The sequence below is a fragment of the Sphingomonas abaci genome (genome assembly GCF_014199625.1).
In the GTDB taxonomy this organism is placed as follows: Bacteria; Pseudomonadota; Alphaproteobacteria; order Sphingomonadales; family Sphingomonadaceae; genus Sphingomonas; species Sphingomonas abaci.
In genome coordinates this window covers 61,791-86,052 of record NZ_JACHNY010000010.1, presented here as the reverse complement: position 1 = coordinate 86,052, position 24,262 = coordinate 61,791, and the positions used below count along the sequence as shown (strand labels likewise).

The window sequence follows — 24,262 nt, the reverse complement described above, 5'->3', positions numbered from 1 at the left end:
TCGCCGGCGGACCCGGAGCCAAGGTGGCCTGAGCCGCCCTGTTCGCTACCTGTTCAGCTTACCGCTGTCCGTGTCACAAACCTTGAGGTGCTCCCTTCCTCATCACGTCGGTCGTCGCGTGGATCTACCTCGGACTCCCCAGCGCAAAGTTCGACATATTCAAGATGCCGGCGTTCTTCTGGTATTACCGGCATGACCCGGTGGTGCTGAAGGCCCTTGCCGGGGGTGCTCTGGTCGGCGTCATCATCGCCGGCCTGATGCTGTGGTGGGTCGCGAAGCAGAAGCCGCCCCTCCACGGTGCCGCCCGCTTCGCCAAGGAAGGCGAAATCCGCCGCGCCGGCTTTCGCGCCGATGACGGCATCGTCCTGGGTAAGAAGGGTGGCAAGTTCCTCACCTTCGGCGGCAGCGAACATTGCATCGTCGAGGCCCCTACCCGCTCGGGCAAGGGCGTCGGCATCGTCATTCCGAACCTCCTGTCATGGCAGGAGTCGGTCGTCGTCCTCGATGTGAAGCGTGAGAATTGGGACGCGACGGCGGGCTTTCGCAAGAAATACGGCCAAGCGGTTTACCTGTTCAACCCGACCGATCCGGAGGGGCGGACCTCCCGCTACAACCCGCTCGGCTACATCGATCGCACCGATCCCGACCAGGTAGTGATCGAGCTGCAAAAGATCGCAACGATGTTGTTCGTCCCTCCCGAACGTGGGGAACCGTTCTGGACGGACTCGGCGCGGACCGCCTTTGTCGGTGTCGGTGCTTACCTCGCGGTCGCCGACCAACCCTTCACCATCGGCTCGATCTATCGGCTGATGACGACGGGCGACACGCGCGGGTTCTTCAAGCGCGTCCTCGAGGATCGCTCGCTTGCTCTGTCGCAGGGGTGCCGCAACGCCCTCGCCGATTTCACGTCGGGGGCGGACAATACGTTCGCCGGGATCGTCCAGACGGTCACCTCCAAGCTGAGCCTGTGGCTCAACCCCCGCGTCGACGCGGCGACGGAGGAGTGCGACTTCGATCTGCGCGAGCTGCGCACCAAGCGCATGTCGATCTATCTCGGCGTTTCCCCAGACGAGCTGGATCGGGTCGCGCCGCTCTACAACCTCCTGTTTCAGCAGCTTGTCGACCTGAACGTGCGCGATCTGCCCGGTGCCAAGACGCCGCTCAAAGTCCTCGTCATCCTCGACGAGTTCGCGCGGATCGGGCGGGCACAGGTGATCGCCAGCGCCTTTTCCTACGTCGCCGGCTACGGCATCCGGCTCCTGCCCGTCATCCAATCCCGATCGCAGCTCCGCGCCGTCTATGGCGAGCATATCGCCAACGAGATCGTCGCCAACTGCGGCGTCGAGGTCGCGTTCACTCCCAAGGAGCTGCGGGTGGCAAACGAGCTGTCCGAGCGGATCGGCTACGTCGGGCAGGAATCCATCACAAAGTCGCTCACGATCCACGGCGTCCTGGCGAACCGCTCCAAGTCCATGTCGGACCAGCGCCGAGCCCTTCTGCTCCCGCAGGAGCTGATGCAATTTCCGGATAGCGAATTGCTGCTCCTCCGGGGCGGCATACCTCCGATCCACGGCGACAAGATCCGCTACTATGCGGACGGACTCTTTCGTGCGCGTGTCGAGCCGGCGCCGGAAGTGCCCCCGATCCCGCGCACGTTGCGCGACGACGAAGACCTGCCCGACTGCGCGATGCCGACATTCGACCAGCTCACGGACCCTGACCCGTTCACGTTCGCAATGGATTGCGTCGTTACCCAGGATCACCCCGACATGCTTATCGACGTGTCGGCCGAGCAGCGTGGCGACGAGGTCGTTGGTGTAATAGAACAGGAGCGGTGACATGGTTGAAAATGTCGAAGCTGCCGGCGCCGGCAAGGAAGGCGAGGCCCGCCGTAGGCGACCGATGGAAGTGCCGCCTGAGCTGGACTCACGGTTTCTGCGGGTCGGGAACAAGCTTTATCGGAGCGCACACGACAAGCAGCCGGTCGCGACGATCACGCCGGATCGCATCAAGGCCAAGGACCGGGACTCCCTCCCTGACCTGATCCGGCTCGCGAAAGAGAATGGGTGGACGTCGATCAAGGTCAGCGGCGACGCCGAGTTCCAGCGAGCGGCCTACCTCGCCGCCTCCGCACAGGGTATCAAGGTCGATGGCTACAAGCCCGACGACAAGACGAAGGCTGCTGCCGAACGCGAGCAAGCGCGGCAGGCCGGCCTTCCCGACAACCAAGGGCAAACAACGCGGACTGCCAACCAGGCGCGAGACGCGAGAGAACAGCCCGAGCCTCGAACCGATCTGGCGGAGCGGTTTCGCCGGCAGTCAGACGTCCAGAACGCAAAAGATCCGGAGCTGCGGAAGGCCCAAAGCCATGTCGCGCTCGCGATGACGGTTGCAGCCGACCGCTTCCCCAACGACCACGAGAAGCGGCGCGAGTTTGTGGCGGAACGTAAGGAAGATGTCGCGGCGCGGCTCGGTCGCGGCGAGGCCATCGCCGGCATCGAGGTGAAGGCTCGACAGGAGCAACAGGTGCGCGAGATGACCCAGGACCAAGTCTTGCAAAAATCGCGATCCCGGTGACTGGGCGCGAGCACAGCCGGGTGTGCCACGTGGCACACCCTGGCCGTCATGCCCCTAGTCTGATGCTGCAGGCTCCTCGCTTGCCGCCTGGGGCGCCGGGAACAAGCCGGCTCGACCCAACCCCTCGATCCCGGTGAACATCACTGCTTGGGGACTGGCTTTCACGTTCGCAGGGGGATCGGTATTCTCCACGATTAAAACCTGTCGGTCGCTCCCCCAGCTCTCGAAATACGAGTAGAAGTGATCGTTCAGATCCGTGCTGCGGAGGTCGTCCGCCGCTCCGTCAGGCTCCCGGTAGGACAGGAGTGGCGAGTCAACGACAAGGAAGCCGGGATGGGGCGTCTTTTCCGCCACGCAATACTCAAGGAGACCTGTCGAGAACGCTGTTTGCGTGATCGCACGAAGCCCCTTCCCGAATGAGGTACGCGCCTTCCCGTTGATGACAAGGTCGCGGACCTTCATATCAAAGTGAACACGATCCACGCCTGGGAAGTGCCACGCCTTCAACACGTCTCGAACGATGGTCGCAAATCTGTCGGCCGTGCTGGTTGATAGATCGACGTCCGCGGTGCTCGAGCTACCGGATCCGTCTGCCATTTCGCGTTCGAGCTTCGCCTTTCGATCCTCGAAATCCAGCAAGCCCCGATGGACTGCGATGCCTTCACGGACTTCACCGGTCTTGTCCGCGAGCTGCCGATAACTCGAACGGAGCTGCTTCAGATTGGGAGCGACCACCCGATCGATCTCACCTGCCACAGCGGTGAGCCGCTCTTCCAGACGTGGCAGTCGCCGTTCAAACTGAACAGCTTCGTTCCTGAGCGCATCTATCGTGGAATCGAGATCGGCCTGTCGGGACGTGATCTTCGCGATTTCAGCACGAGCCGCAGCGGCGATAAGGCTGGCATTACCCTCGCAATCATCGGTTTGCTTATGCTGGTCTGGAGCAGCCCCGCATAAGGGGCAGTCAACCTCGCCCAAAGCACCAAACAGCGTTCCAGCCTCGGCGATTGCTTCGAGTCGTGCGAGGTCGGATCGATAATGAGCGCCAAGCAGCAGAAAACGTTCGAGGAGAACCGTGATCTCGGCGAGGCGGTTGCGCCCTTCTTCTACCCGTCGAGCCAGGTCGCGGCGCTCGGTCGACGCGGTGCGGAAGCCTGCTTCCGAAATCGCTAGCTGCTCACTTTGACCTTCCATGGCCGCCTCGAGCTTATCGAGCTGCTCCTGAAGCTCGTCCGACCCCGCGAGATCCTTCACCTGTTTCCGATAATCCGCGATAAGCTGATCGAGCAGCAGGATTTGTGCGTCCCGGGTTTGATCTTCCGGCGAACGCGTCTTGGCTGCAGCAAGCGAGGTGTCGTCCACTCCTGTCAGAAGCAGCTTGAACACCGACGTGTTCGCGGTGTCCCCCATCCCATACCCGCCGTCTGAAAGCGGAGATCTCTGCTGAATAATCTCTTCCTCGTTGATGACCACGAGTCGAGCGAGATTTCGAAAACTGAGGCTGTTCGTGTCTCCCTTCTTATTTCGGCGGACACGCTTGTGCGCCAAGCCCAGCTTCTCAAGCAAAAATGCCGACAGATTATCATCGCGCCTGTCGTTGTGCTGATCGGCGAGTACCTTCCCGTCGATCGACGGCATCTCCTCCGCAAACAAGCCTTCATAAAGGACGAAAGGGCCGCCATCGACGGCGCGGCCGATCGTGAACTGATCGCCTACGGTCGTCTCCATGCCCAAGAGCACATGTTTGTAGCCGACCCGCTCTGGGATGTCGCGAAGCGGGCCCTTACCCCCAAGCATGAAGTCGATCGTATCAACGATGAATGACTTCCCGGTGTTCGACGCACCATAGATCACGTTCATGCCGGGCTTGAACGTCACGACGGCAGGTTTCCGGAACGGGCCATGATAGCTCAACGAGCAAAGGCGCAACCGCACACTCATGCCGCTCCGCCTAAGCTTTGCTCGACATGCTGGAACTCCATAACCCACTGGTCGAAGAACCGGCGCATCAGCTTGTCGAACTCACCTTCTTCATACGAGCCAAGGTGGTCGACTAGCCAAGTGGCTCGGCTCTTAAGCTCCGTCGAATACGGCGATTGCAACGCGTCCAAGAAGGTCTCCGCGAGCTCTCCTGCCTGGTATACGATGCCGTCCTCACGCGCCGATCGAGCGACTAGGTCGCGTGTCATCATCAGGTGCAAGCCGTCCTGCACGATGCTCCGGCGCACCTGCGTAGCTGGCGTCGATATTGGGGTTTCAGGATGAAGATCCTCCGGCCCTCCTAACATCTCGGTATGCACCAGGAGGTAATCGAAGGCCGTCAGACGCTGGATGTCGAGTTCGCGTGGGAATGCCGCGGCGAGAATGGCTACCGCCCGCATTCCCGCCTCGAACGGGCCGTTGAAGGTCAGATTGCCGTTGCTCACGGCTGTGTCCATCGCAGACGATCGTCGTTGGCGAGCTGATGGCAGATCCCGTGACGATCCTTCACGAACGCGCTCGATCCAAGCGGGTGTGCATCGAGCGGAACGGTCTGAGACGCCTGAGTGACAGCCTTTACGCGCTCGAACCCGTCGACGAACGTGCCCTCGGCGGTATCAATGACGCCGTCGTGGATCTCGTCCTGCAGGCTTTCGAATGTGCCAGGGTCGACCTTCTCGCGAAGAAATACCCGGAACGCCTCGGCGTGGTAAAAACTCTCGCGCTGACGGTTCAGGTGATCGCTGAGCGGTTTCCACTTCTTGAGCGCCGCTATGTCGGCGATCGCTTCCTTCTTGTGTTCGGCATACGCGGCAAGAAGGTGCTCAACATAACGTTGTTCGTGACCCTGCACGGCTTCGGGTGGCTTCTCGGGAAGCGGACGCGCAGGTAGCTCCCCGCCAAAGCGCTCGAAGAAATATGGCGTCTTCCGATGCTGCTCGATAAGCTCTCGCGGCGAGATCGCCTTGAAGATCGAAAAATCGAACTTGTCGACGTACGCGGCAAAAGCGCCGGTTAGATCGACACTCTGTGTGCCAGTGATGCTCTCCGCTATGTTCTTCGCCCAAACCTTCTTCGTCTCAGCCTTAAGGTTAGCGGCGTGACCGAGCAGCAAGTTAAGCTTGGTCCCGACGCCGCGCGGCGCGACGAGATAATAGGCGCGTGGCGCAGTGTAGTGGCCGTTGAAGGAGAACCACAGGATTTTCCCAATCTCCGGCCACGCCACGGTCGGTGACAGGGGCTGAGCGTAGTGCTTGCACTGAAAGTTGTCCCAGACGCCGTTCAGGCCGTTTGCGTCGACGAACCCGGCAACGTCGATGCCTTTGTCGCCGCTGCCAGTGAACCGAGCAACCGACTTGTATGATGCGCTGAGCGCGGCCGAGACCCACTCTTCAATGAAGGTTTCCCAGTCGTCGGGGCTGTAGATCATCAGCCGTGCGATCGGGGCGATAGGAGGGCCGCTTTGAAATTGTCCGACGTTCGGGAGGGTTTTAGGCAGCGTTGGGGGCGACACTTCCCTGAAATCAGTCATCCAACCCCCTGCACCCCTTTGACGCGGGCCCTAAACGTCCACTCTCGCGGGTGGAAGAGGTATGCCGTTCTCGACGAATTGTCTCCCGATTCCAGCACCGGTCTGAAGGCGTCGGGTCCGTGACGCTCATCGCCGCCTCGACGGAGGTGGAGGTGTGCCACGTGGCACACCCTGCTCCTGTGCCGGTTCGCTCCTGGTTCGCCTTTCCGCATCCAGCACGCGCGCCTCAGCCTCGCGCAGCATCCGATCCGGAACAGTGTCGATGCTCGCCTGCTCCTGAAGGAACTGCCGCAGGTCGCGCGCGAGGTTGCGGTCCTCGCGATCTGGGCTGCGGTCGAGCCGTTCGGCGGCTGCCTCATAGCGCCGCTTGGTGTCCTGCCAACGCGCCCGCGTTTTGGACACAAAGGCGGGCTGCTGCGCCTTCCCAAGCGCGATCTGCATCGCCTCGCGCGCTTGCCGTAGGTCGACGTCGGTTGGCTGACGCGAAGCGCCGCTACGTATGCGTGCGCGGAGCTGCGTCAGCGCCATGCTGGTGCCGGCTCTCCCCTGGCCTCGCGTGTAGCGTGGCGTTGCTTCGGCCTCGACACCGCGACTGCGGAGCGCCTCCGCGAACGACTCCCGAAAGCGAAACAGATCCTCCCGCCTTGGATCGAAGCGCTTGCGATCAAGGCCCTCGGCTTGGACCGTGAGATGGACATGCGGGCGCGGCGTGTCCGTATGCAGCGCCATGAGATAATCATGGTTGTCGCCGATCATCCGCTCGGCCGCGTCACGAACCGCCTGCTTTACGGTCTCCGGATCGGTTCCCGCCGGCATGGAAAACACCATTGCCACGGCCGACACGGTCGTGCCCTGGCGCCAGTAAAGCGGATCGGACCACTCGTCCGCGATCCGCTGCGCGTCCTCCTTCGTCGTGATCTGCTCGCCATCGCGCGTCTCGATCCGGATGTCGCCGTGGCGGCCGATATAATCGAAATGTGCAGCGAGATGCTTGGCGCCCTTCTTCCGTCCGGTCACCTTGACGAGCACTTCGGGCGTGCGTCGAACGACACGCGCCAGCGTAGCCCGGGCGTCTCCTCGATGATGCGACGCTGCCGGCGATCTAGACGCAAACGGTCCCGTGCCATTGACGACGTGCCGGGCATATCTGACGTTCGGATCACTGACGAGGCGCGGCTTGAAGCTTGGCTTCATCGCCTCCCATAGCTCGTCCTCGCGATCGCCGAACGACATCAGTCGGCAACCTTCCAAAAGGAGGTTTCACCGCGCAGAACGTCCGCCAGTGCCTCGATCTGCTCGTTGATCTCCTCGCGCATGTCGGCGATGCGGCGCAGCTCACGTTCGATCTGCAAGCCGCTGTCGGCCATCATCGCAGCGTTGCCGGCCTTCATCGCCTGGTTGAGATTGCGGCCAATACGCTGGAGCTGCATCCGAATCGGCGCCACGGCATCGCGCAGGCCATCGTCCACGCCGGCCTTTAGCGCGATGTGCCGGCGCACAAGCGCCTTGATCCATCCGGCGCGATCTACGCCCCGCTCGCCCGCGCGATGATCGAGGACGGCTGTTTCGGCGTCCGTGAAGGTGAGCGACACGCGATTGCCGGCACTGTCGGCGCGCGGAGCGATCCGGGGGGCGTCGGCTACACGCTTTAAGGCTTGCTGAAGCACGGTGCGGAGAAGCGCACTGCGCCCTCCCCTGCCCTCGGCCACGGCATCGAACGCGGCAAGCAGTTCGCGATCGACGCGCGCCGTCAACATCGCTGAATTCTTGGTGGGGGATGCAGATTGCGGCGCGAGCGACATGGCCCAGCAAGGGTAATGTAATACGACAAACGCAGCAATACCTATCCTGCCATCAAACATCCCCCACCTAAATCAGGCTTCAAGTGTGCCACGTGGCACACCCAGTTCGTCTCGAGAGTGATGAAGTCGCGGAAGGAAGGATTGGATCTGAGCGTGAGTGTCAGCCTCGGCCGACGCTCTCTTCCCAACCCGCCGCGATCAGCGCCAGCTCACAATGCGCGGTTCTGGCTCGCCATCGAAGTGGAGCAACGCTTCGACGACCATGGCCCGCTTGCCGTCGATCTCGATGGAAGGGCGCTCCACACGCTGCTTCCCCGTTTTTTTAGTCGAAGCGCGCGGGGTGGGGGCTACTCGCAACTCGCTATCGCCCGCAGCCGGGGCTTCGGCCATTGGCTTCTCGTCCAAAGCGCGATCTGCTTCCTCATTGCGGATCGCATCGGTCGAGGGAGGCAGTGCCTGGTCCTCGTCCGACGGCTCCGACCGATCCTCGGTCAGGGACGTGGGTGCCTCTGGTTCAACCGAAGGCACGGGCTTCGGCGCTGACTTTTTTGCGCCGACTTCACGGGCAAACCGCTCACACGCCAGCACGGTCATGTCCTCCACGGCAGTGTTAGCGACGAATGCCCGGGTTGCCGCATCATCGGTCTTCGCAGCCTGGACGAGGGCAACAGCGCTCCGCATCGAAATGTCGGCAAACAGCCCCGCGATGTAGTCTGGCGCCTTCGCGAGCCCCTGGTAGCGGGTCAGCAACGTGCGATTTCGTCCCGTGGCTCGTGCCAGCTCGGCAAGCGACCGCCCGTTCGCCACCTGCCCAGTGACGAACCGGATCATGTCAGCCGTCGACAGATCCTCGCGCTGGTCATTCTCGATGAACTGATCGATCCGGACCTGCTCAACGTCATCCGTCTTGCTCACGATCGCGCGGACCTGCACGCCGAGCTTCTGGCACGCCCGCCAGCGCCGCTCGCCAAACATGATCCGATAACGGCCCTCGGCGTCTCTCGGAGCGACGGTGATCGGCTGAAGCTGGCCGCGTTCTTTGATCGTCGCGGCCATCTCGTCGATCTTGGCCGGATCTATCTCGCTGCGGACGTTCTCGGGATCGGGGTAGACCAGCTCAGGGTCGAGAAGCTGGACGCGATCGGCGTCAGCGACTGCGGCCTTCTCGCTGAAAACGTCGAAGCCGGAGAAGTCTGTCATTTGTGGCTCCCGATCCGGGTCATGGCTTCCTCGAGAAAAGCGCGCATGGGCGGCAGCGAGGTCCGCACGTCCTTGTCGAACCGCCATACCGGCACATGCTCTTGGATGGCCTGGCTATAGTGAGCCCGCTCGGGAAGGTAGTTGGTGAACAGGTTGCGCCCGATCTTCTCTTTGATCGCGGCCAGCATCTTCATCTGGTGCGTATCGTTCGCTCGAACTCGGTTAGGCACGAGCCCGACGACGTGGATGGGCGTTTTCCGACGTTGGTTTACGGTCGCGATCGAGTCCGACACCTGCTTGGTCGCTGCTGGACCGAACGGCCCCAGCTCGACAGGGACGATCAGGTGGTTGCACACCAGCAGCGCGGCAAAGTTGATCCACGACCACGACGGCGGCGTGTCGATGACACAGAAATCGAAGTAGGAATTAAGCGCCGGAAAATTGGCATTTAAGTTGGTCAGTGCGCGAGGGTAATCGGCGTCATACTCGCCACCCATGCGATTGGAGTAGATCGCGAGACGCGGAAACGGGGAGGGTGGGCTATAGCCCGGCTCAAACAGCGGCTTGCACGTTCCAAGGCTCTCGAAGTCGGCTAGCGCATCGGTCGCGTTGCACTGTCGATCGAGGTCGAGGAACAGCACACGATGACCAGCGTCGGCGAGAACCCATGCCAAATGGCAGGCGATCATCGTCTTGCCGGCGCCGCCCTTCTCGACGTTGATGGCAATAGTCTTCACGCCCTACCAGCCTCGGTCCGAGTTGTTGTTCCAGTGGTCGTATCCGCGATAATTCGAGTCCGTCCGCGTATTACGACGAGCCTCCTCGTCGGGAGTGTCCCCGCTCCAGATGCGCGATCTCGATCCGCCACCACCGCGGAGGACGGCCCAAGCGATTAGGACGAACAGTCCTATCGTCAGTAGATTATCCCACATGGCCTTCGCTCCGACGCAGCCTTGATGAAAGGCTCAACCTGTAATATACGATACCGCTAATCTCGTCAATAAGCGGTATCGGTAATTAGGGCATTGCATGACGTCTAGCAATATCCGGTCGGTCGGTCGCCCTCCGATGGAGGATAAGACGATGGGGCGCTTCCCCAAGGGGACGCTCGATCGGATCAAGACCGTTCTCCGCGATGGCGAGAGTCAGGCCGATTTCGTGCGTGAGGCGGTAGAGCTGGAGCTTCGTCGGCGGGAAGGGCCGCCGGTAGGCGGCCCCGACCGCGTCTAACCACGATCCTCCGTTCCCTTGGCGAGAACCGCGAAGCCGTCGGCGATCAGCTCCACCGTGTAGCGCCGGCCCTCGGCCGTGTCGTAGGAGTTCTGGCGCACGCGACCCGTGATATGGACCAGGTCGCCCTTCTGCGCCTTGGCGGCGCGCTCGATCAGCTTGCCGAACAGCGTCACCTCATTCCAGTGCGTGTCGGTGACCCACTCGCCGTTTTCCTGGCGGTTGTAGTTGGCGGCAACGTTCACCTTCGTCACCTTGTCGTGCTCGGTCAGCTTCCCGACCCGGCCGATGATCCGAAACTCCGCGATGTTCTGCATGGTCCTGTCCCTCTGATCGATCAGGCTCATTCCTGATGGGAATTGGAGGGGAGTGAAGACGCCGCGATCAAGCAAAAAAACGGAGGGTCCGCGACGCGGAAACCGTAGGCGCAGCAGGTTATTTGCTTGATCGTAGAAGGCGGCCAGCGCCCATTTTTCCCATCAACCAGAAATAGCCGTTCGGAAGGGATCGACCCTCGAACTCGCGTGGGGATCTCGCCCGTCAGATATGGCCGTCGGCGCGGCATAGAAAGTGGCGGGCCCGCCCGCTGCAGCCGCGGGGTACAGGTATGAGCAACGCTTGATGAGGAGACACCGGTTCTTATCACGCGACCCAGCGCTGGAAACTGGCGCTACGGTCGCAGTGGATGTCGAAAAACGGCTGCACCAGGCACGAACGGCGCAATTTATACGCGACGGTAAACGCTTGCTCCTTTCGGGAGCATCGCGACGCGTAGCGGCGCGTCCTGCGCTTCGGCTTGGTGCTGGCGGTTGGGGGTGTTCCTTATCGTTCGGTTGGGACCATCCTCGCTGTCAGGCGTCAGCGCGTTGGCCGATTAGGCCAACTCCATCTGTGCTTAGAACATATGAATCTAGGAGCGGTTGACCATTTTTTTGAGACTCTCGCTTCTCGATCGCGATGGCGAGGCGGTCCAACACGCGCCGCAGGCCCTCGTCCTCGATCTCCTCGGCGACGACTTGGCGAGGCGAGCGCCATAGCCGCATTGCCTCGATTTGCTCGATCCGATCGACCTCGCGCTGCACCACATCGTCCGGGAGCGCGATGGGCCTGAGCCAGCGGGGAAGGAAGCGTGCGAGCCGATTGGGAAAGCTCATCCGATAGACGTTGGACGTTTGTGCGTTCCGAGCCTTTGGGCGGTCCGCCGGAGGGTCAATCGGTACGCACCGGCGCTGCTTGTCGAGCAAGCCCATCTTGGCGAGGATCGACAGGCCGCGACCGACGCTCGCGCGGGAGAGGCCCGTATGCGTCTCGATCCATTCCCAAGTTGGAAAGACCTTGCCGGCGCAATTGCGGGCGAGATTGGTAAGCTGCTCGAAAACGCGGACCGCCGCGGGCGTTATCAGCGTGACGAGCTTTTCGTCTTCGGTGAGCTGGCGGCCCTCAGCACGTGCGAGGCGCCGAACGGCGTTCTTGCGCTTCAGCAGCTCGACCGCCTTCTTGTAGAGCCGATCGGTTTCGCCCTTCGCATAGGTGTAGAAGAAGTCGTCCTCGAACGTGCCCGCTTTGCGGCTGTTCGGATGAACGTGCGCGCGCGTGGGATTTGCGGCGCCCGATCGCGATCTCGGTCGTGCCCGCTCCACACGGTCAAGCGCCATGAAGCTCGCCTGCGCGAGGGTAATAGCTCCCATCGTCCGTCCCCTTCGTGGGGCCGGGACCAGGCAAAACACGAGCGTGGCGCGAAGCGCGCTCCCTTGAACCGAAGCTCGCGGACGGATATGAGAGGGGCGTCTTACGGCCTGACCGATGCCGGCAAGCATCGCTCATATCGTTCCAGGGTGCCCGGCCTTCGTGCCGGGCATTCGTTTATGTGGTCACGGCCGCTCCCTGACTGGCCGGTCGCAAAAGGCGCGTCGGCTCTTTACTATTTGTGCAGGATCGAGCGCGCTCCCGAAACAGTAAGGATTCGTGCTTTCGGCGACCAAGAGCGGAAAAAGTTCGTGCTTTCGACGACCGGGGAAAGCAGCGTTCGTGCTTTTGATGACCGTACTTCGTGCTTTTAGCGACCCGACTTCGTGCTTTCGGCGACCAAAGTCTGCTTCGGCTTTCCGGCTGATTCGGAAACGACGGTGAGGGCGCTAATCAGCCGGCCTGGAGGAGGGTCTGGGGAGTAATCCGGATGCTGTCCTTGCCTCCAGATCGCTTGGGGCGTCGATCACTCGAAGAGGCGCCACTGTCGTTCAGGACAAAACTGAAGCCGGGAACAGCATTGGCGTCGACGATCCCCTTCAGGACGTAGCGGAACTGCTTGAGCGGACTCTGATAGCCAAGCTGCAAGCGAAGATCTTCCAGCTCGATCTCGACAGGACCATTAATGCAGGCAGAGCGTGCCACCTCGTACAGGCGCCGCTCGACAGGTCCGAGTTGGAAGTAGTTGGGATCGTAATCCAGCACCCGCCGGTCACGGAGGATCGCGCGGTAGAGCCAGTCGCACAGCCGAACCTTCACCGCCTTCAGCCGCTTTTCGCCCGCCTTTGTCGTCGTATAGTGAAGCTGCGCTTCCGACAGCCATGAGAAAAAGCCGGCTTGGCCCTCGCCGCCTGCCTGGATGTCGGTCTTGATCTGCGTGCCCTGCAGTCGCTCCAATGCATCGGACAGGCGCGAATAGGAACGGGCCGAACCATTTACCCCGGTGACGCGGAAAAGGTCGTGTGCCGTGAAGTAGAAGTCTTGGCCGACTTGATGGCCAGCATCGAGCTTCGCGACCATCAGGCTCGCGATGTAAAGCAGGATTTCCTTGTCGTAGATCGTGGCGACACCCTTCGAGGTGGCGACGATCTCGATCGACACGCTTTCCGTCTTGTAGGCGAGTGGTTTGGTCCACTTGCCCTTGCTCAACGCGAAAAAGGGGAACGCCATCAACGAGCGTTCGCCACGAACCTCGGTCAGCAACGGGCTGTCGAGCGCGAAAAGGTCACCCTGCGGCTGCGCTGCCTCGCTCATGCGGCTAGGTCGCTCATATTTCGCCGGTTTGGACCCCGGTCATTGAAAGCACGAAGATCGAGCGTTTCGAGAGGGCGCCAAGCCGTCAAAGTCGGCCTGGTCGGGGCCAAGTTCGTGCTTTCGGTGACCGAAGCGCCGCCCAGGCGTGGCGGGGACACTGTTACCGCAACCCGGTGCAGGCGCCATTCGTGCTTTTGATGACCGGCACGCGCTGCATCGATCCTGTGTCTCTCAAACGATCGGGCCTGTTGAAAAATGCCGGACATGCCGGGTTGCTCCTTCGTTTCACCCCTGCCGAGAGGAGCGCCGCCATGATGGGACCAACCTGTCGCGGTGGGCGGGAAGGGGCGTCCCGCCGCACCATAGAAGCCATGTTGCCCGCAGACCACCTGCTGCGTCGCATTGATAGATGTCTCGACACGAGCGAGCTGAGGCAAGCACTGGCTGGGCATTACAGCACACGAGGGCGACCATCGATCGATCCCGAACTGCTGATCCGCATGACTCTGATTGGCCGCATCTACGCGATCGCGTCCGAGCGGCGCCTGTGCGAGGAGCTGCGCTACAATCTGGCTTACCGCTGGTTCTGCCGCCTCACGCCGGGAGACAGGGTTCCGCACCATTCGACGTTCAGCAAAAACCGGCATGGTCGCTTCCGCGAGGCAGGCGTCTTTCGAACCCTGTTCGACAGCACAGTTCGACGCTGCATCGACGAAGGGCTGGTCGGAGGAAAAGACGCCGCGATCGACGCGTCGTTTATAGCGGCTGATGCAAGCTGGCAGCGTAAGACCGTTCCTGGCTACCTGCCGTATGTCGCCAACGCATCGCGCGCGGTTCGGGAATGGGTGCAAGACACCGGAGATGCTGTTTGGGAAATGGCGCGCTCGAAAAGCTGCCAAGGCGTCTCTCGAACAGATCCTGCCGCGGCCTGGTCGGCGCGAACGGTGCGGGGCCGGTTCGGCTACGCCCTCAACGCGCTGGTCGACACCCCAAGTGGCGTTGCGCTTGATGTCGAGGCGACGCCGGCTCGTTTCGCGGAGGAGGTCGATGCCGGCCGCGTCATGCTCGAGAGGTCGGCAGATCGGTTCGACTTCCACCCCAAGCGGGTTGCGGCCGATAAGGCCTACGGCAGCGCCGGTTTCCTCGGCTTCGTCCGGAACCACGGCGCGATCCCACACATTCCCGTGATCGACCGGACGCAGCAGGCCAAGGGCAAGCTGCCGCGAACGGCCTTCAGCTATGATCGTGACACCGACAGCTTTACCTGTCCGATCGGAAAGACGCTCCGGCACCACACCTTCCATCTGCCCACTGGCGTACACCGCTATGCCGCCGATGCACGGGACTGCGAGGCTTGTGTTCTTCGGAAGACATGCACGAAGGCGCGACGTCGCACGCTGGTTCGTCTCGACAATGAGGACGCCCGGGATCTCGCCAGAGCCGAACTGGAAACCGGGCTCTTCAAGCGATCCATGCGATTGCGGCGCGGGGTCGAGCGGTTCTTCGCCGATGCCAAAGGCAAGCATGGCATGCGGCGGCTTCACCTGCGCGGCATCCGGGGAGCAGAAGAGGAGTTCCTGATCGGCGCGGCGGTGATGAACCTGATGATCCTGGCGCGACCACAGCGCCTGACTGGCAAGCCCAGGCGAGGCAGGTGCATTCCCGCAGCGTTGACCCCGGAGGCCATATCGGCACGGTCGATCGAGCATGACGTGATCGTCTCGCCACCGCGACAATACGCCTGATCGCTGACGGGCTTTGCGCACGGTCACGCGGCGCGCAGTCGTTCTTTACGGTACGGCACCCCGTCGAGCAGCGCCTGTCCCGGCGCCTTCGGCGTGCCGTCACCATTCACGTACATATAAAGCGTCGTGGTCGTCATGCCGAGGCGGCGCGCGACGTCGGCAGCGACCGCGTTGCGATCGGACATCGCGGCCATAGCCATCGCAAGGGTGGCCTTGTCCATCTTGCGCGGCCGACCGCCCATCCGTCCCCGCGCGCGTGCCGCGGCAAGTCCTGCCTGCGTCCGCTCGGCGATGAGCTCGCGCTCGAATTCGGCGAACGCTGCGAAGATGCCGAAGGCGAGGCGGCCGTTGGCGGTCGTGGTGTCGATCTGCGCGCCGGCACCCGCCAGCACCTTCAGCCCGATCCCGCGTTCCCGCAGCGCCTCGGCCGTGATGACCAGATGACGAAGATCGCGTCCGAGACGATCCAGCTTCCAGAGGACCAGTGTGTTGCCGGGCTGCAGTGCCTTCAGGCACGCGGTCAGGCCAGGTCGCGCGTCATGCCGCCCCGACGCGAGGTCTTCATAAATTCGCGAGGGATCGACGCCGGCAGCGAGCAACGCATCGCGCTGGGGTGCCAGCGTCTGTGACCCGTCAGCCTTGGACACCCTCACATATCCGATGAGCATCGTTACCCTGCCAGAAAAGACATCCGGTACCCTGCAATGTGCCGGTGGTTTCCGCAACGGGTTTTCCGATCTTCGGAATGCGCTGAGGAGGCAAAATCCTCGACCGCCAGAAAACCGGTCGTTTTTCTGGCGGCTTGGCCGGGTACGCGGGAAGCAGCCGTGAGTCAGGCGCCGGCAAACAGAGCGGAAGGGTGAGCCGTCTCCTTCAACGCCTTTTTGTCGACCTTGCCGACGCTCGTTCTTGGCAGGGCATCACAGAAGTGAATGGCATCCGGTACGGCGTAACGCGAGATGGCTCCCGTTAGCGCCCGAGCGACCACAGCCTCTCGTAACGCTTCCTCCGACACCGTCGGTCCGGCAGCGCGGACGACAAATGCGATCGGTCGTTCGCCCCAGCGAGCGTCGGGGATACCGACGACGGCTGCTTCGGCAACGCCGGGTTCGGCCGTGAGAAGAGCTTCCAGTTCGATTGAAGAAACCCATTCGCCGCCCGTCTTGATGACGTCCTTCAACCGATCGACGATCCGAACCGCGCCGTCGGCATCGATCTCGGCAATGTCGCCGGTATGAAGGCGTCCGCCGTCCCACAGCGCATCGGAAGCGTGCTGCTGCGAGTAGCCTTGGGTGAGCCAGGGTGCCCGGAGGGTCAGTTCGCCGCCACGGGCTTGGTCGATGGCGACCTCGACGAGCGGCCATGGGAAACCAGCGCGACAGCGAACGCCTACGGTATCTTCCGGTTGGCTGCGGGCAAGCGTGACGACAGGTCCGGTTTCGGACATGCCGTATCCGGAAAGCGCGATGATGCCGACTTCTTCCGCTTCCTGGGCCAGAGCCTCAGGCAGAGCTGACCCGCCGATCATCATCGTCCAGGGCCCTAGGTGTTCAGTCCCGGCATCTGGTGGATCGGGTTGACGATGAACCGGTCTGGCTCTGACGTCCAGATCCTGGCGATGTATTCGTAGGGTGTAAGCCCGCTGAGCGTCTTGAGCCGGCGGGCGAAGTTGTAGGCGGCCATGAAGTCGGCGAGGTGTGTGCGCAGCTGGTCATGGCTGTCGTAATGGAAGCGTTTGACGGTCGCGTCCTTGATCGTCCGGTTCATCCGCTCGACCTGGCCGTTGGTCCACGGGTGGTTTGGCTTGGTGAGCCGGTGCTCGATGTTGTTGGCCTCGCAGATCATGTCGAAGCGCATCTGACGCGACCAGGCGGTGTTGCGATTGCGCGGCTGCTCGGCGAACTGGATGCCGTTATCGGTCAGGATCGTGTGAATGCGGTAGGGCACGGCGATCAGCAGGTGCTCGAGGAACTCCCATGCTGTCCGGCGGTCGGCCTTGTCGACCAACTGCGTGACCGCGAACTTGCTCGTGTGATCGATGCCGACGAACAGGTAGAGCTTGCCTTCGGCGGTCTGCACCTCGGCGATATCGATGTGGAAGAAGCCAATTGGGTAGCGCTTGAAGCGTTGTCGCTTCGGCTTGTCGCCCTCGACGTCTGGCAAGCGGGAGATGCCGTGCCGCTGCAGGCAACGGTGCAGCGCTGACCGGGTCAGGTGCGGTAGCGACGGCTGCAATGCGTAGAGGCAGTCGTCGAGCGGCAGCAGGGCGTGGCGACGGAACGCCACCACCATTGCCTCCTCCGCCTCGGTCAGGGTCGTTGAATGAGGGGCCTTCGGCCCAGTCTTCAGGTCCTCGACCGTTGCCCTCTTACGCCACTTCGCGACCGTGTTCGGATTGATCCCCAGCTCACGGCTCAGCGTCGCGAGCGAAGCTTGCGATCGCTGTATTGCTGCTCGGACGGCGTGCGTGGTCGTGGCGCACCCGTGACGTACCTGTCCCATGCGGCTTCCTTCCATTCCAACGAAAGGATCGCACCATCAAACCGTGGGATCAAACACCTAGCGGATGTATCCGCCGCAATTCGGGCGGAGCAAGCAAGGTCTTTGGATTACGTTCGTAACGTACGATTTCGTATGGTATCTCAAGTTCTTCAAGAGCCCAAAGAATGCGCTGCGATCGGCTGTTTTCGAGATGATGAACTATAATCATTTCCGACACTCTTGATGAGCGGCTGACTTTCAAGGCAGTCGACGTACTTTGAAATTGCTGCACGTGCTGATTTAACCAGAATCAAGCGTTGTGTGCAGGGTGGGATCACGCCAGCAACAAGGCGGGATCAATCGCATAGAGCTGATCGGCTGGTGCACTGGCTGCGGCAGCAAGCCCGATAGCTTCAGGAACTATCTGGTCGAGATAGAATGCCGCGGTCGCTTTTTTGACCTGGCTAAAATCATCATCGGTCGCTGCGTTGTGCTGCTGTTCCATCAACCAGCCGCAGACCGCGACCGATAACATCGTCAGGAACGGATAGCTTGCAGCGAGCCGGTCGTCAGCATTCGCTCCGGTGAGACGGCGTCCGATATCTTCACAGTGATAGATGAGTTCCGTTAGCGGCGCCGCCTTTGCTGTTGTCCGTAAGTCCGTCAATAAGGCTTCGAAGGCCTTGCCATTGGACAGACCGAGCTTCCGTCCGACCAAGTCAGCTGCCTGTATGCCATTCGTACCCTCGTAGATGGGCGTGATTCGAGCATCACGGAACAATTGCGCAGCCCCTGTCTCCTCGACGTAGCCCATGCCTCCATGCACCTGGACCCCAATCGACGCGATTTCATTCCCGAGATCGGTGGCATGCGCCTTGGCGAGCGGCGTGAGGATCTCGAGCCGATCTTGCGCCTCCTCGTCGCCGAGCGCCGCAAGATCGACCTGCACAGCGGCATAGTAGACCAGGGCGCGTGCCGCTTGCGTCTGTGCAGACATCCGCATCAGCATGCGCCGAACGTCAGGATGATCCGCGATGCGCGCCGGCGTGCGATCAGCCGCCCCCGCGCGGGCAGACTGGACCCGTTCCAGCGCGTACGACACAGCCTTGCGCGTTGCCGCCTCACCGATTTGGACGCCTTGCAGACCGACGTTCAGGCGCGCGTTGTTCATCATCGTAAACATGGCGCGCATACCCCCATGTTCCGGGCCGATGAGTTCGCCGATGCAGTCGTCGTGATCGCCGAAGCTCAGGACACAGGTCGGTGATGCGTGCAGCCCGAGCTTATGCTCGATCGAGACAACCTTCACGTCGTTGGGCTCGGCTGGTTTCCCGGCGGCGTCGAGGCGGAATTTGGGCACGAGAAATAGGGAGATGCCACGCGTTCCGGGCGGTGCGTTCGGCGTTCGCGCAAGGACGAGATGGACGATGTTTTCGGCCATGTCATGGTCACCGAACGAGATGTAGATTTTGGTGCCCTTGATCGACCACGTCCCGTCACCGCGAGGAAAAGCCTGCGCGCGAAGCGCGCCGACATCAGATCCTGCCTGGGGCTCAGTGAGGTTCATCGTCCCCGTCCAGGCCCCGGTTGCGAGCTGCGGCAGGTATAGTGCCTGTTGATCGGCCGAACCGTGATGGACCAAGGCTTCAATTGCACCGACCGTCAGCGTCGGACAGAGCGCAAAGCCGGTATTCGCGGTTCCGAGCAGTTCGAGCACGGCGGTCTGCAGCACGAAGGGCAGTCCCTGGCCGCCATGTTCGACGGGAACGCCGATGGTCCCCCATCCGCCCTCCACATAGGCCTGATATGCAGAAGCGTAGCCATCGGGCATCACGACGCCATCGTCAGTCCACCGCGCGCCGACCCTGTCGCCGATCCCGTTAATCGGTCCCCATACGCCCCTGGCGAATTCGCCGGCCCCTTCGAGGACGGCATCGACGACGTCATCGCTGGCATCGGCAAACCGATCGTGTTGAGCAAGGTCGCGGATGTGGGCGATCGTATCAAGGACGAACCGGATCTCAGCGGTCGCAGGTGAAGAAGTCATACTTCGGTTCTTTCTGAAACGATCGTGTGATCAGGCGGATGCTAGCGAGGCGGACGTCATCGCCGCCTCCCGCAGCGCCTTCTTGTCGACCTTGCCGACGCTCGTCCTCGGCAGGACCTCACAGAAGTAGATCGCATCCGGAATGGCGTAGCGCGAAATCGCGCCCGTCTGCGCTCGTTCGGATACCGCGTGCCGCAGCGATCCTTCCGTCACCGCCGGACCAGTGCCGCGGACGATGAAGGCGACCGGCCGCTCGCCCCATCGGGCATCGGGAATTCCGACGACGGCCGCCTCTGCCACACCGGCAGCTTCCATCAGGAGGGACTCCAGTTCCAGCGAGGACACCCATTCGCCGCCGGTCTTGATGACGTCCTTGAGCCGATCGACGATCCGGACCGCGCCGTCCGCGTCGAGCTCAGCGATGTCGCCGGTGTGCAGGCGTCCGCCTTCCCACAACGCATCGGAGGCGTCCTGCAGCGAGTAGCCCTGGGTGAGCCAGGGCGCGCGGATCGTCAATTCGCCGCCACGGCTTTGGTCGACGGCGACCTCGACGAGCGGCAGTGGGAAGCCGGCGCGACAGCGGACGCCGACAGCATCGCCCGGCTTGCTGCGCGCCAGGGTCACGACGGGTCCCGTCTCGGACATGCCATATCCGGAGAGTGCGATGACGCCGACACCCTCCGCCTCCTCCGCCAGCGCTTCGGGAAGCGCCGAGCCGCCGATCATCATCGTCCAGGGGGCCAAATCCAGGGCATTGGCCCGAGCCACATCGATGACCATCCGAAGGATCGTCGGAACGCAATGCGAGTAGGTCACGCGCTCATCGCGCTTCAAGGCTAGGATCGTGGCCGGGTCGTAGCGTCCCGGATACACCTGCTTCATTCCCAGCAACGTTGCGACATACGGCATGCCCCAGGCGTGGACGTGGAACATGGGCGTGATCGGCATGTAGACATCGTTGCGCGTGACGCCCTGTCCGATGGGCTGGTTTGCTACAGTCGCAGCCGCCGCCAGGGTATGCAGGACGAGCTGACGGTGGGAGAAGAATACCTGCTTTGGGTCGCCCGTCGTGCCGGTCGTATGAAACGTCGTCGCAATGGCGTTCTCATCAAAGTCTTCGAAGACGAAATCGGGATCGCCCGCTTCGATCAGAGCTTCAAAGCCGTCCGCCGCGCTGCCGCCAAAGGTAACGGTGCGCTCAATTTGCAGCCCGGGCAAAAGCGCATCGGCGAGGGGCTTGAAATCGTCATGGTAGAACAGCGTAGCAGCGCCACTCTGCCGAAGCGTGAAGCCGATCGCAGCTGGCGCGAGGCGAACGTTGACCGTTTGCAGGATCGCGCCAAGCATGGGGATCGCAAAGTAGCATTCGAGATAACGGTGGCTGTCCCAGTCCATGACTGCGACGGTATCACCGGCCTTGACGCCAAATTGTGAGAGGGCAGATGCAAGGCGGTGGATCCGCTCGATGAACGCAGCATAACCAAACCGCCGTCCGTCGCTGACGATCTCCTGACTCGTTGTCTCTGGTTTGGGAAGCAATCGACGAATGAGGAGGGGATAGCTGTACGCCTCTGCAGCGACAGTCTCGAGCAATCTCGGCTGTGTCATAAACTCTCCTAAGTGGTACGCTTTTTATTTGGATTGGGGGATGCTGAACGCGATGACGTAGTCGCCGACGTCCTTCGAATGAGCAGCTCCGCCCACCGACACCAGTACGTATTGGCGTCCGGTCTTGGGCGAGATGTAGGTCATCGGCGTCGCACTTGAGCCGACCGGCAGTCGGTAGCGCCACACCTCTTTGCCGTCCGAGGTGTCGTAAGCGCGCAGGTAGTAATCCTGCGACCCCGCGAAGAAGAGCAGCCCCCCGGCGGTCACACTGGTGCCGGCATAGGTCGGCATGCCGATTGGCATAGGCAGATGCGACTTGATCCCCAGCGGCCCCAATTCCTCGGCAGTGCCGGCCGGCACCTGCCATGCGATCTTGCGGGTGTTGAGGTCGACCGCGGTGATTGTTCCGAACGGCGGGCGCGAACATGGAACACCGAGCTTCGTCATCCACATCTGGATGTTGACGCCATAAGGCGTGCCGAGCTGCGGCGATGGGCCGTGGCCGGTACCATCCGGATGGTTTTTCTTGGCGAATTCGGTGAATTCCGGACGGGTCATCAGGCGGACCGTCATCGGCACGCGTACGTCGTTCATGAACACCCGGTTGTTGGGGACGTCGACGGACATGCTGCCCCAGTTCAGGCCGCCGAGATTGCTCGGATGCTCGATGGACTGGGTCATGCCCGGAGGCGTGAAATCACCGCTGTAGCGCGACTGGCGGAAGGAGATGCGGCAGGCGAGCTGGTCGAACATGGTCATGCCCCACATGCGACGCTCGTTCAGCGTCTCCGCAATAACCGGCATGTCGACAGAATAGGGCTGGGTCGGCGACATCCGCTCACCCGGCATGCTGCCCGCCGACGACACGGGCTTTTCGACCACGCGGCTCAGCGGCTGCCCGGTCGCCCGGTTCAGCAGAAACAGCTGGCCGCGTTTCGTGGACAACAGAAGTGCCGGGATATTGCCGCGTAGATTGACGAGGGCAGGCTGTGCAGGAAGGTCATAGTCCCACAGGTCGTGATGCACCGTCTGGAACTTCCAGCGCTCGCGGCCGGAGGTCACGTCGAGCGCGACAAGTGTCGAATTGTACCGGTCCGCCCACGGCTTGCGCTGGACGCCGTAATAGTCGGGCGTGGCGTTGCCGAGCGGCACGTAGATCAGGCCGAGCTTGTCGTCATAGGCCGCAGTGGTCCACATGTTCGGCGTACCGCGCGTGTAGGTCTGGCCGGGGGGCGGCTCACGCGTGATTGCCGGATTGCCCAAGTCCCAGGCCCAGACGAGCTTGCCGGTCATCACGTCGAAGCCGCGGATCACGCCCGAGGGTTCGCCGGTCTGCTCGTTGTCGACCACCCAGCCACCGATCACGATGATGTTGCGCGCGACGAGCGGAGCGGAGGTCTGGAAGTAGAAGCCGGGCTTTACCGGCCCCATGCCTTCGGCGAGCGACACGGTGCCGTCATTGCCGAAGCCCGGGCATAGCTTGCCCGTCCTGGCGTCGAGCGCCATCAATCGCGCGTCGATGGTGGTGGCGATGAGACGCTGCTGGCATTCGCCTGACGCTGTCGTCGACTGATAATAGCCGAGCGAACGACACCGCTGCCAGAAGGGCGCCTTGGCGTGAGGATCGAAGCGCCAGCGCGTGGCACCCGTATCGGGATCAAGCGCGAGGATGACGTTGTTGCGGGTGCAGCTGTAGAGGGTATCGCCGATCTGGAGAGGCGTGTTCTGGTCGATGCCAGGGCCCATGTCGCCGGTCCGGATCGTCCAAGCTGGCTTCAGCGTGGCGACATTGTCGCGATTGATCTTGTTGTAGGTGGCGTATCGAAGCCCAGCGGAGCTTGCGCCGTACGACGTCCAGTCCTGCGGTGCATTGTCCCCTGCGCCAGGAGAATAGTCCGCCGCTGCAACCGCGGATACGGTGGGATGCGGCACGAACGCCAACCCAAACATGGCGGCGAACGCGATCGCGCAGGCCGCAGCACCGAGCCGGAAGCCGCGACGGGCGTTGCCTGAGACGATCGATGGGAACAGTCCTAAGCCTAGTCCTACCAGCGCAATCGGTGCGAGGAGACGGGGAAATAGGTCCCAGAAGCGCAGCCCCGCCTCGAATAGTGACCAGATCACCGTGCCGGCCAATGCGAAGACAAGCACCCAGTTCGCCTGGCGGTGGTTCCGCAAGGCCAAGACGGCTGCAAGGGCGAGTGTAGCGCCGAAGATGGCGTAATATGGTGTTCCGCCCAGCGCCGCCAGCCACAGACCACCCGCCGTCAGAGCGGCGCCGATGATCAACAGAACGACTGCGTAGAGTCTCGCGATCTTCGACATTGGGGACTCCGATCCAAGAAATGTTAGTGGGGTAGGGCGCCTCTCTCGGGCAGTTGATTCGCGGTTCGGCTATCCGGTTGTTGATGCAGCGACGCGCGCCGCACGCTGTGCCGCGAGGTTTTCGGCGACCCGCTGCCGCGTGAAGACCGGCGGAAGATCAAGCGCCTGCAAAAGACCGGAGCCGATGAGGGATGCACTCAGGGCCGGCGTGACGATGCTCTCGATAATGATCGGAAGCTCGGCTTCGGTGAAGGCGGACCCATCCCTGCGGTCAGTCGCAATGTCGTGCGATAGACGGGCGAACCGTTCGAACAACGGTTGGAGTAGGGGGCTCTGCACGGCCGACAGCCACCCGATGAGCTTGCCGACCCCCGTCGTTTCGAAGCTGTCGAACACAAGGTCGACGAGATCCGCTTCACTGATCTGTCCCGCCTTCAAGGCCCAAGTGCCTGCTCGAACCTTGGTCAAAAGCTGCTCGATCAGTCCATCGGCGACTGCCGCCTGCAGATTGGCGGCGGTGCCAAAATGGTGGGTGATGCTGCCATGCGTCATCCCCAGCGCCGCGGCGACCGACTGAAGGGTGATCGCGCCAGGTCCATCCGCCACGAGGATCCCGAGCGCCGCAGCGATCGCCTCTTCGCGCAGTTCGTCCGGCTGGCGGCGACGTCGACGGGCAGAAATAATCGCTATTGTCATCGGTGACAATATCTGCGAATGATTGATCGCTGTCAATAAA

21 protein-coding genes and 1 pseudogene are annotated in these 24,262 nt (G+C 62.2%); 4 read left to right on the top strand and 18 right to left on the bottom strand.

The genetic code is table 11. From position 1 onward, the window contains the following. Positions 1 to 200: 200 nt before the first annotated feature. Both GGQ96_RS17985 and GGQ96_RS17980 read left to right on the top strand, forming a co-directional pair. The gene (locus tag GGQ96_RS17985; RefSeq protein WP_425506713.1) at positions 201 to 1,838 is read left to right on the top strand and encodes a type IV secretory system conjugative DNA transfer family protein; all 1,638 of its coding nucleotides are present in this window, start codon (positions 201 to 203) and stop codon (positions 1,836 to 1,838) included. Position 1,839: 1 nt separating this feature from the next. Continuing rightward, on the top strand, positions 1,840 to 2,577 hold the full coding sequence (locus GGQ96_RS17980) for an LPD7 domain-containing protein (protein WP_041043271.1): 738 nt from the start codon (positions 1,840 to 1,842) through the stop codon (positions 2,575 to 2,577). A gap of 54 nt (positions 2,578 to 2,631) precedes the next feature. Here the strand turns inward: GGQ96_RS17980 and GGQ96_RS17975 are convergent, their stop codons facing one another. The 7 genes from GGQ96_RS17975 to GGQ96_RS17945 form a co-directional block, all read right to left on the bottom strand. Then, complete coding sequence (locus GGQ96_RS17975; protein ID WP_058733697.1) at positions 2,632 to 4,518, bottom strand: AAA family ATPase; 1,887 nt, start codon at positions 4,516 to 4,518, stop codon at positions 2,632 to 2,634. Next, on the bottom strand, positions 4,515 to 5,003 hold the full coding sequence (locus GGQ96_RS17970; protein ID WP_206542367.1) for an ABC-three component system middle component 2: 489 nt from the start codon (positions 5,001 to 5,003) through the stop codon (positions 4,515 to 4,517). Before GGQ96_RS17970 ends, GGQ96_RS17975 begins: the two co-directional genes overlap by 4 nt. Beyond that, complete coding sequence (locus GGQ96_RS17965; protein WP_221240049.1) at positions 5,000 to 6,088, bottom strand: ABC-three component system protein; 1,089 nt, start codon at positions 6,086 to 6,088, stop codon at positions 5,000 to 5,002. The genes GGQ96_RS17970 and GGQ96_RS17965 overlap by 4 nt, the downstream gene beginning before the upstream one ends. A 126-nt stretch (positions 6,089 to 6,214) precedes the next feature. Next, positions 6,215 to 7,321 carry a relaxase/mobilization nuclease domain-containing protein gene (locus GGQ96_RS17960; protein WP_184116764.1) on the bottom strand — a complete coding sequence of 369 codons (1,107 nt, stop codon included), beginning with the start codon at positions 7,319 to 7,321 and terminating at the stop codon, positions 6,215 to 6,217. Next, complete coding sequence (locus GGQ96_RS17955; RefSeq protein WP_184116763.1) at positions 7,321 to 7,845, bottom strand: hypothetical protein; 525 nt, start codon at positions 7,843 to 7,845, stop codon at positions 7,321 to 7,323. The genes GGQ96_RS17960 and GGQ96_RS17955 overlap by 1 nt, the downstream gene beginning before the upstream one ends. Positions 7,846 to 8,088: 243 nt before the next feature. Beyond that, the gene (locus tag GGQ96_RS17950; protein WP_184116762.1) at positions 8,089 to 9,090 is read right to left on the bottom strand and encodes a ParB/RepB/Spo0J family partition protein; all 1,002 of its coding nucleotides are present in this window, start codon (positions 9,088 to 9,090) and stop codon (positions 8,089 to 8,091) included. Beyond that, positions 9,087 to 9,827: an AAA family ATPase gene (locus GGQ96_RS17945; RefSeq protein WP_184116761.1), complete on the bottom strand. Its 741-nt coding sequence runs from the start codon at positions 9,825 to 9,827 to the stop codon at positions 9,087 to 9,089. The genes GGQ96_RS17950 and GGQ96_RS17945 overlap by 4 nt, the downstream gene beginning before the upstream one ends. Positions 9,828 to 10,173: 346 nt before the next feature. Here GGQ96_RS17945 and GGQ96_RS17940 point away from each other — a divergent pair, with 346 nt between their 5' ends. Continuing rightward, positions 10,174 to 10,320, top strand: a complete 147-nt coding sequence (locus GGQ96_RS17940; RefSeq protein WP_184116760.1) for a YlcI/YnfO family protein — start codon at positions 10,174 to 10,176, stop codon at positions 10,318 to 10,320. Here the strand turns inward: GGQ96_RS17940 and GGQ96_RS17935 are convergent. The 3 genes from GGQ96_RS17935 to GGQ96_RS17925 form a co-directional block, all read right to left on the bottom strand. After that, positions 10,317 to 10,637: a single-stranded DNA-binding protein gene (locus GGQ96_RS17935; protein WP_184116759.1), complete on the bottom strand. Its 321-nt coding sequence runs from the start codon at positions 10,635 to 10,637 to the stop codon at positions 10,317 to 10,319. The genes GGQ96_RS17940 and GGQ96_RS17935 overlap by 4 nt on opposite strands. 534 nt (positions 10,638 to 11,171) lie before the next feature. Further along, positions 11,172 to 12,008 carry a helix-turn-helix domain-containing protein gene (locus GGQ96_RS17930; protein ID WP_184116758.1) on the bottom strand — a complete coding sequence of 279 codons (837 nt, stop codon included), beginning with the start codon at positions 12,006 to 12,008 and terminating at the stop codon, positions 11,172 to 11,174. Between the two features lie 451 nt (positions 12,009 to 12,459). After that, on the bottom strand, positions 12,460 to 13,320 hold the full coding sequence (locus GGQ96_RS17925) for a replication initiator protein A (protein WP_184116757.1): 861 nt from the start codon (positions 13,318 to 13,320) through the stop codon (positions 12,460 to 12,462). Between the two features lie 197 nt (positions 13,321 to 13,517). Between GGQ96_RS17925 and GGQ96_RS17920 the strand changes: the two genes are divergently transcribed. After that, positions 13,518 to 15,065 (top strand): transposase, encoded by a 1,548-nt coding sequence (locus tag GGQ96_RS17920; RefSeq protein ID WP_246360707.1) that lies wholly within the window; start codon positions 13,518 to 13,520, stop codon positions 15,063 to 15,065. Between the two features lie 23 nt (positions 15,066 to 15,088). Here GGQ96_RS17920 and GGQ96_RS17915 read toward each other — a convergent pair whose 3' ends face one another. The 8 genes and pseudogenes from GGQ96_RS17915 to GGQ96_RS17880 all read right to left on the bottom strand — a co-directional run bounded on the left by GGQ96_RS17915 (position 15,089) and on the right by GGQ96_RS17880 (position 24,258). Next, a complete protein-coding gene (locus GGQ96_RS17915; protein WP_184116756.1) occupies positions 15,089 to 15,733 on the bottom strand; it encodes a recombinase family protein in 645 nt (214 codons plus the stop codon). 164 nt (positions 15,734 to 15,897) lie between these two features. Continuing rightward, positions 15,898 to 16,596, bottom strand: a complete 699-nt coding sequence (locus GGQ96_RS17910; RefSeq protein WP_184116755.1) for an AMP-binding enzyme — start codon at positions 16,594 to 16,596, stop codon at positions 15,898 to 15,900. Between the two features lie 11 nt (positions 16,597 to 16,607). Beyond that, the gene (locus GGQ96_RS17905) at positions 16,608 to 17,567 is read right to left on the bottom strand and encodes an IS481 family transposase (protein ID WP_184116754.1); all 960 of its coding nucleotides are present in this window, start codon (positions 17,565 to 17,567) and stop codon (positions 16,608 to 16,610) included. Between the two features lie 55 nt (positions 17,568 to 17,622). Then, a pseudogene (locus GGQ96_RS17900) lies at positions 17,623 to 17,775 on the bottom strand (glutathione S-transferase N-terminal domain-containing protein); the annotation flags it as partial. A gap of 105 nt (positions 17,776 to 17,880) precedes the next feature. Then, entirely contained in the window at positions 17,881 to 19,593 is a 1,713-nt protein-coding gene (locus tag GGQ96_RS17895; protein WP_184116753.1) for an acyl-CoA dehydrogenase family protein, read from the bottom strand. Between the two features lie 30 nt (positions 19,594 to 19,623). Beyond that, positions 19,624 to 21,201 (bottom strand): long-chain-fatty-acid--CoA ligase, encoded by a 1,578-nt coding sequence (locus tag GGQ96_RS17890; protein ID WP_184116752.1) that lies wholly within the window; start codon positions 21,199 to 21,201, stop codon positions 19,624 to 19,626. Between the two features lie 24 nt (positions 21,202 to 21,225). After that, positions 21,226 to 23,526: a membrane-bound PQQ-dependent dehydrogenase, glucose/quinate/shikimate family gene (locus GGQ96_RS17885; RefSeq protein ID WP_184116751.1), complete on the bottom strand. Its 2,301-nt coding sequence runs from the start codon at positions 23,524 to 23,526 to the stop codon at positions 21,226 to 21,228. Between the two features lie 69 nt (positions 23,527 to 23,595). Then, positions 23,596 to 24,258 (bottom strand): TetR/AcrR family transcriptional regulator, encoded by a 663-nt coding sequence (locus tag GGQ96_RS17880; protein WP_184116750.1) that lies wholly within the window; start codon positions 24,256 to 24,258, stop codon positions 23,596 to 23,598. Positions 24,259 to 24,262: the final 4 nt, after the last annotated feature.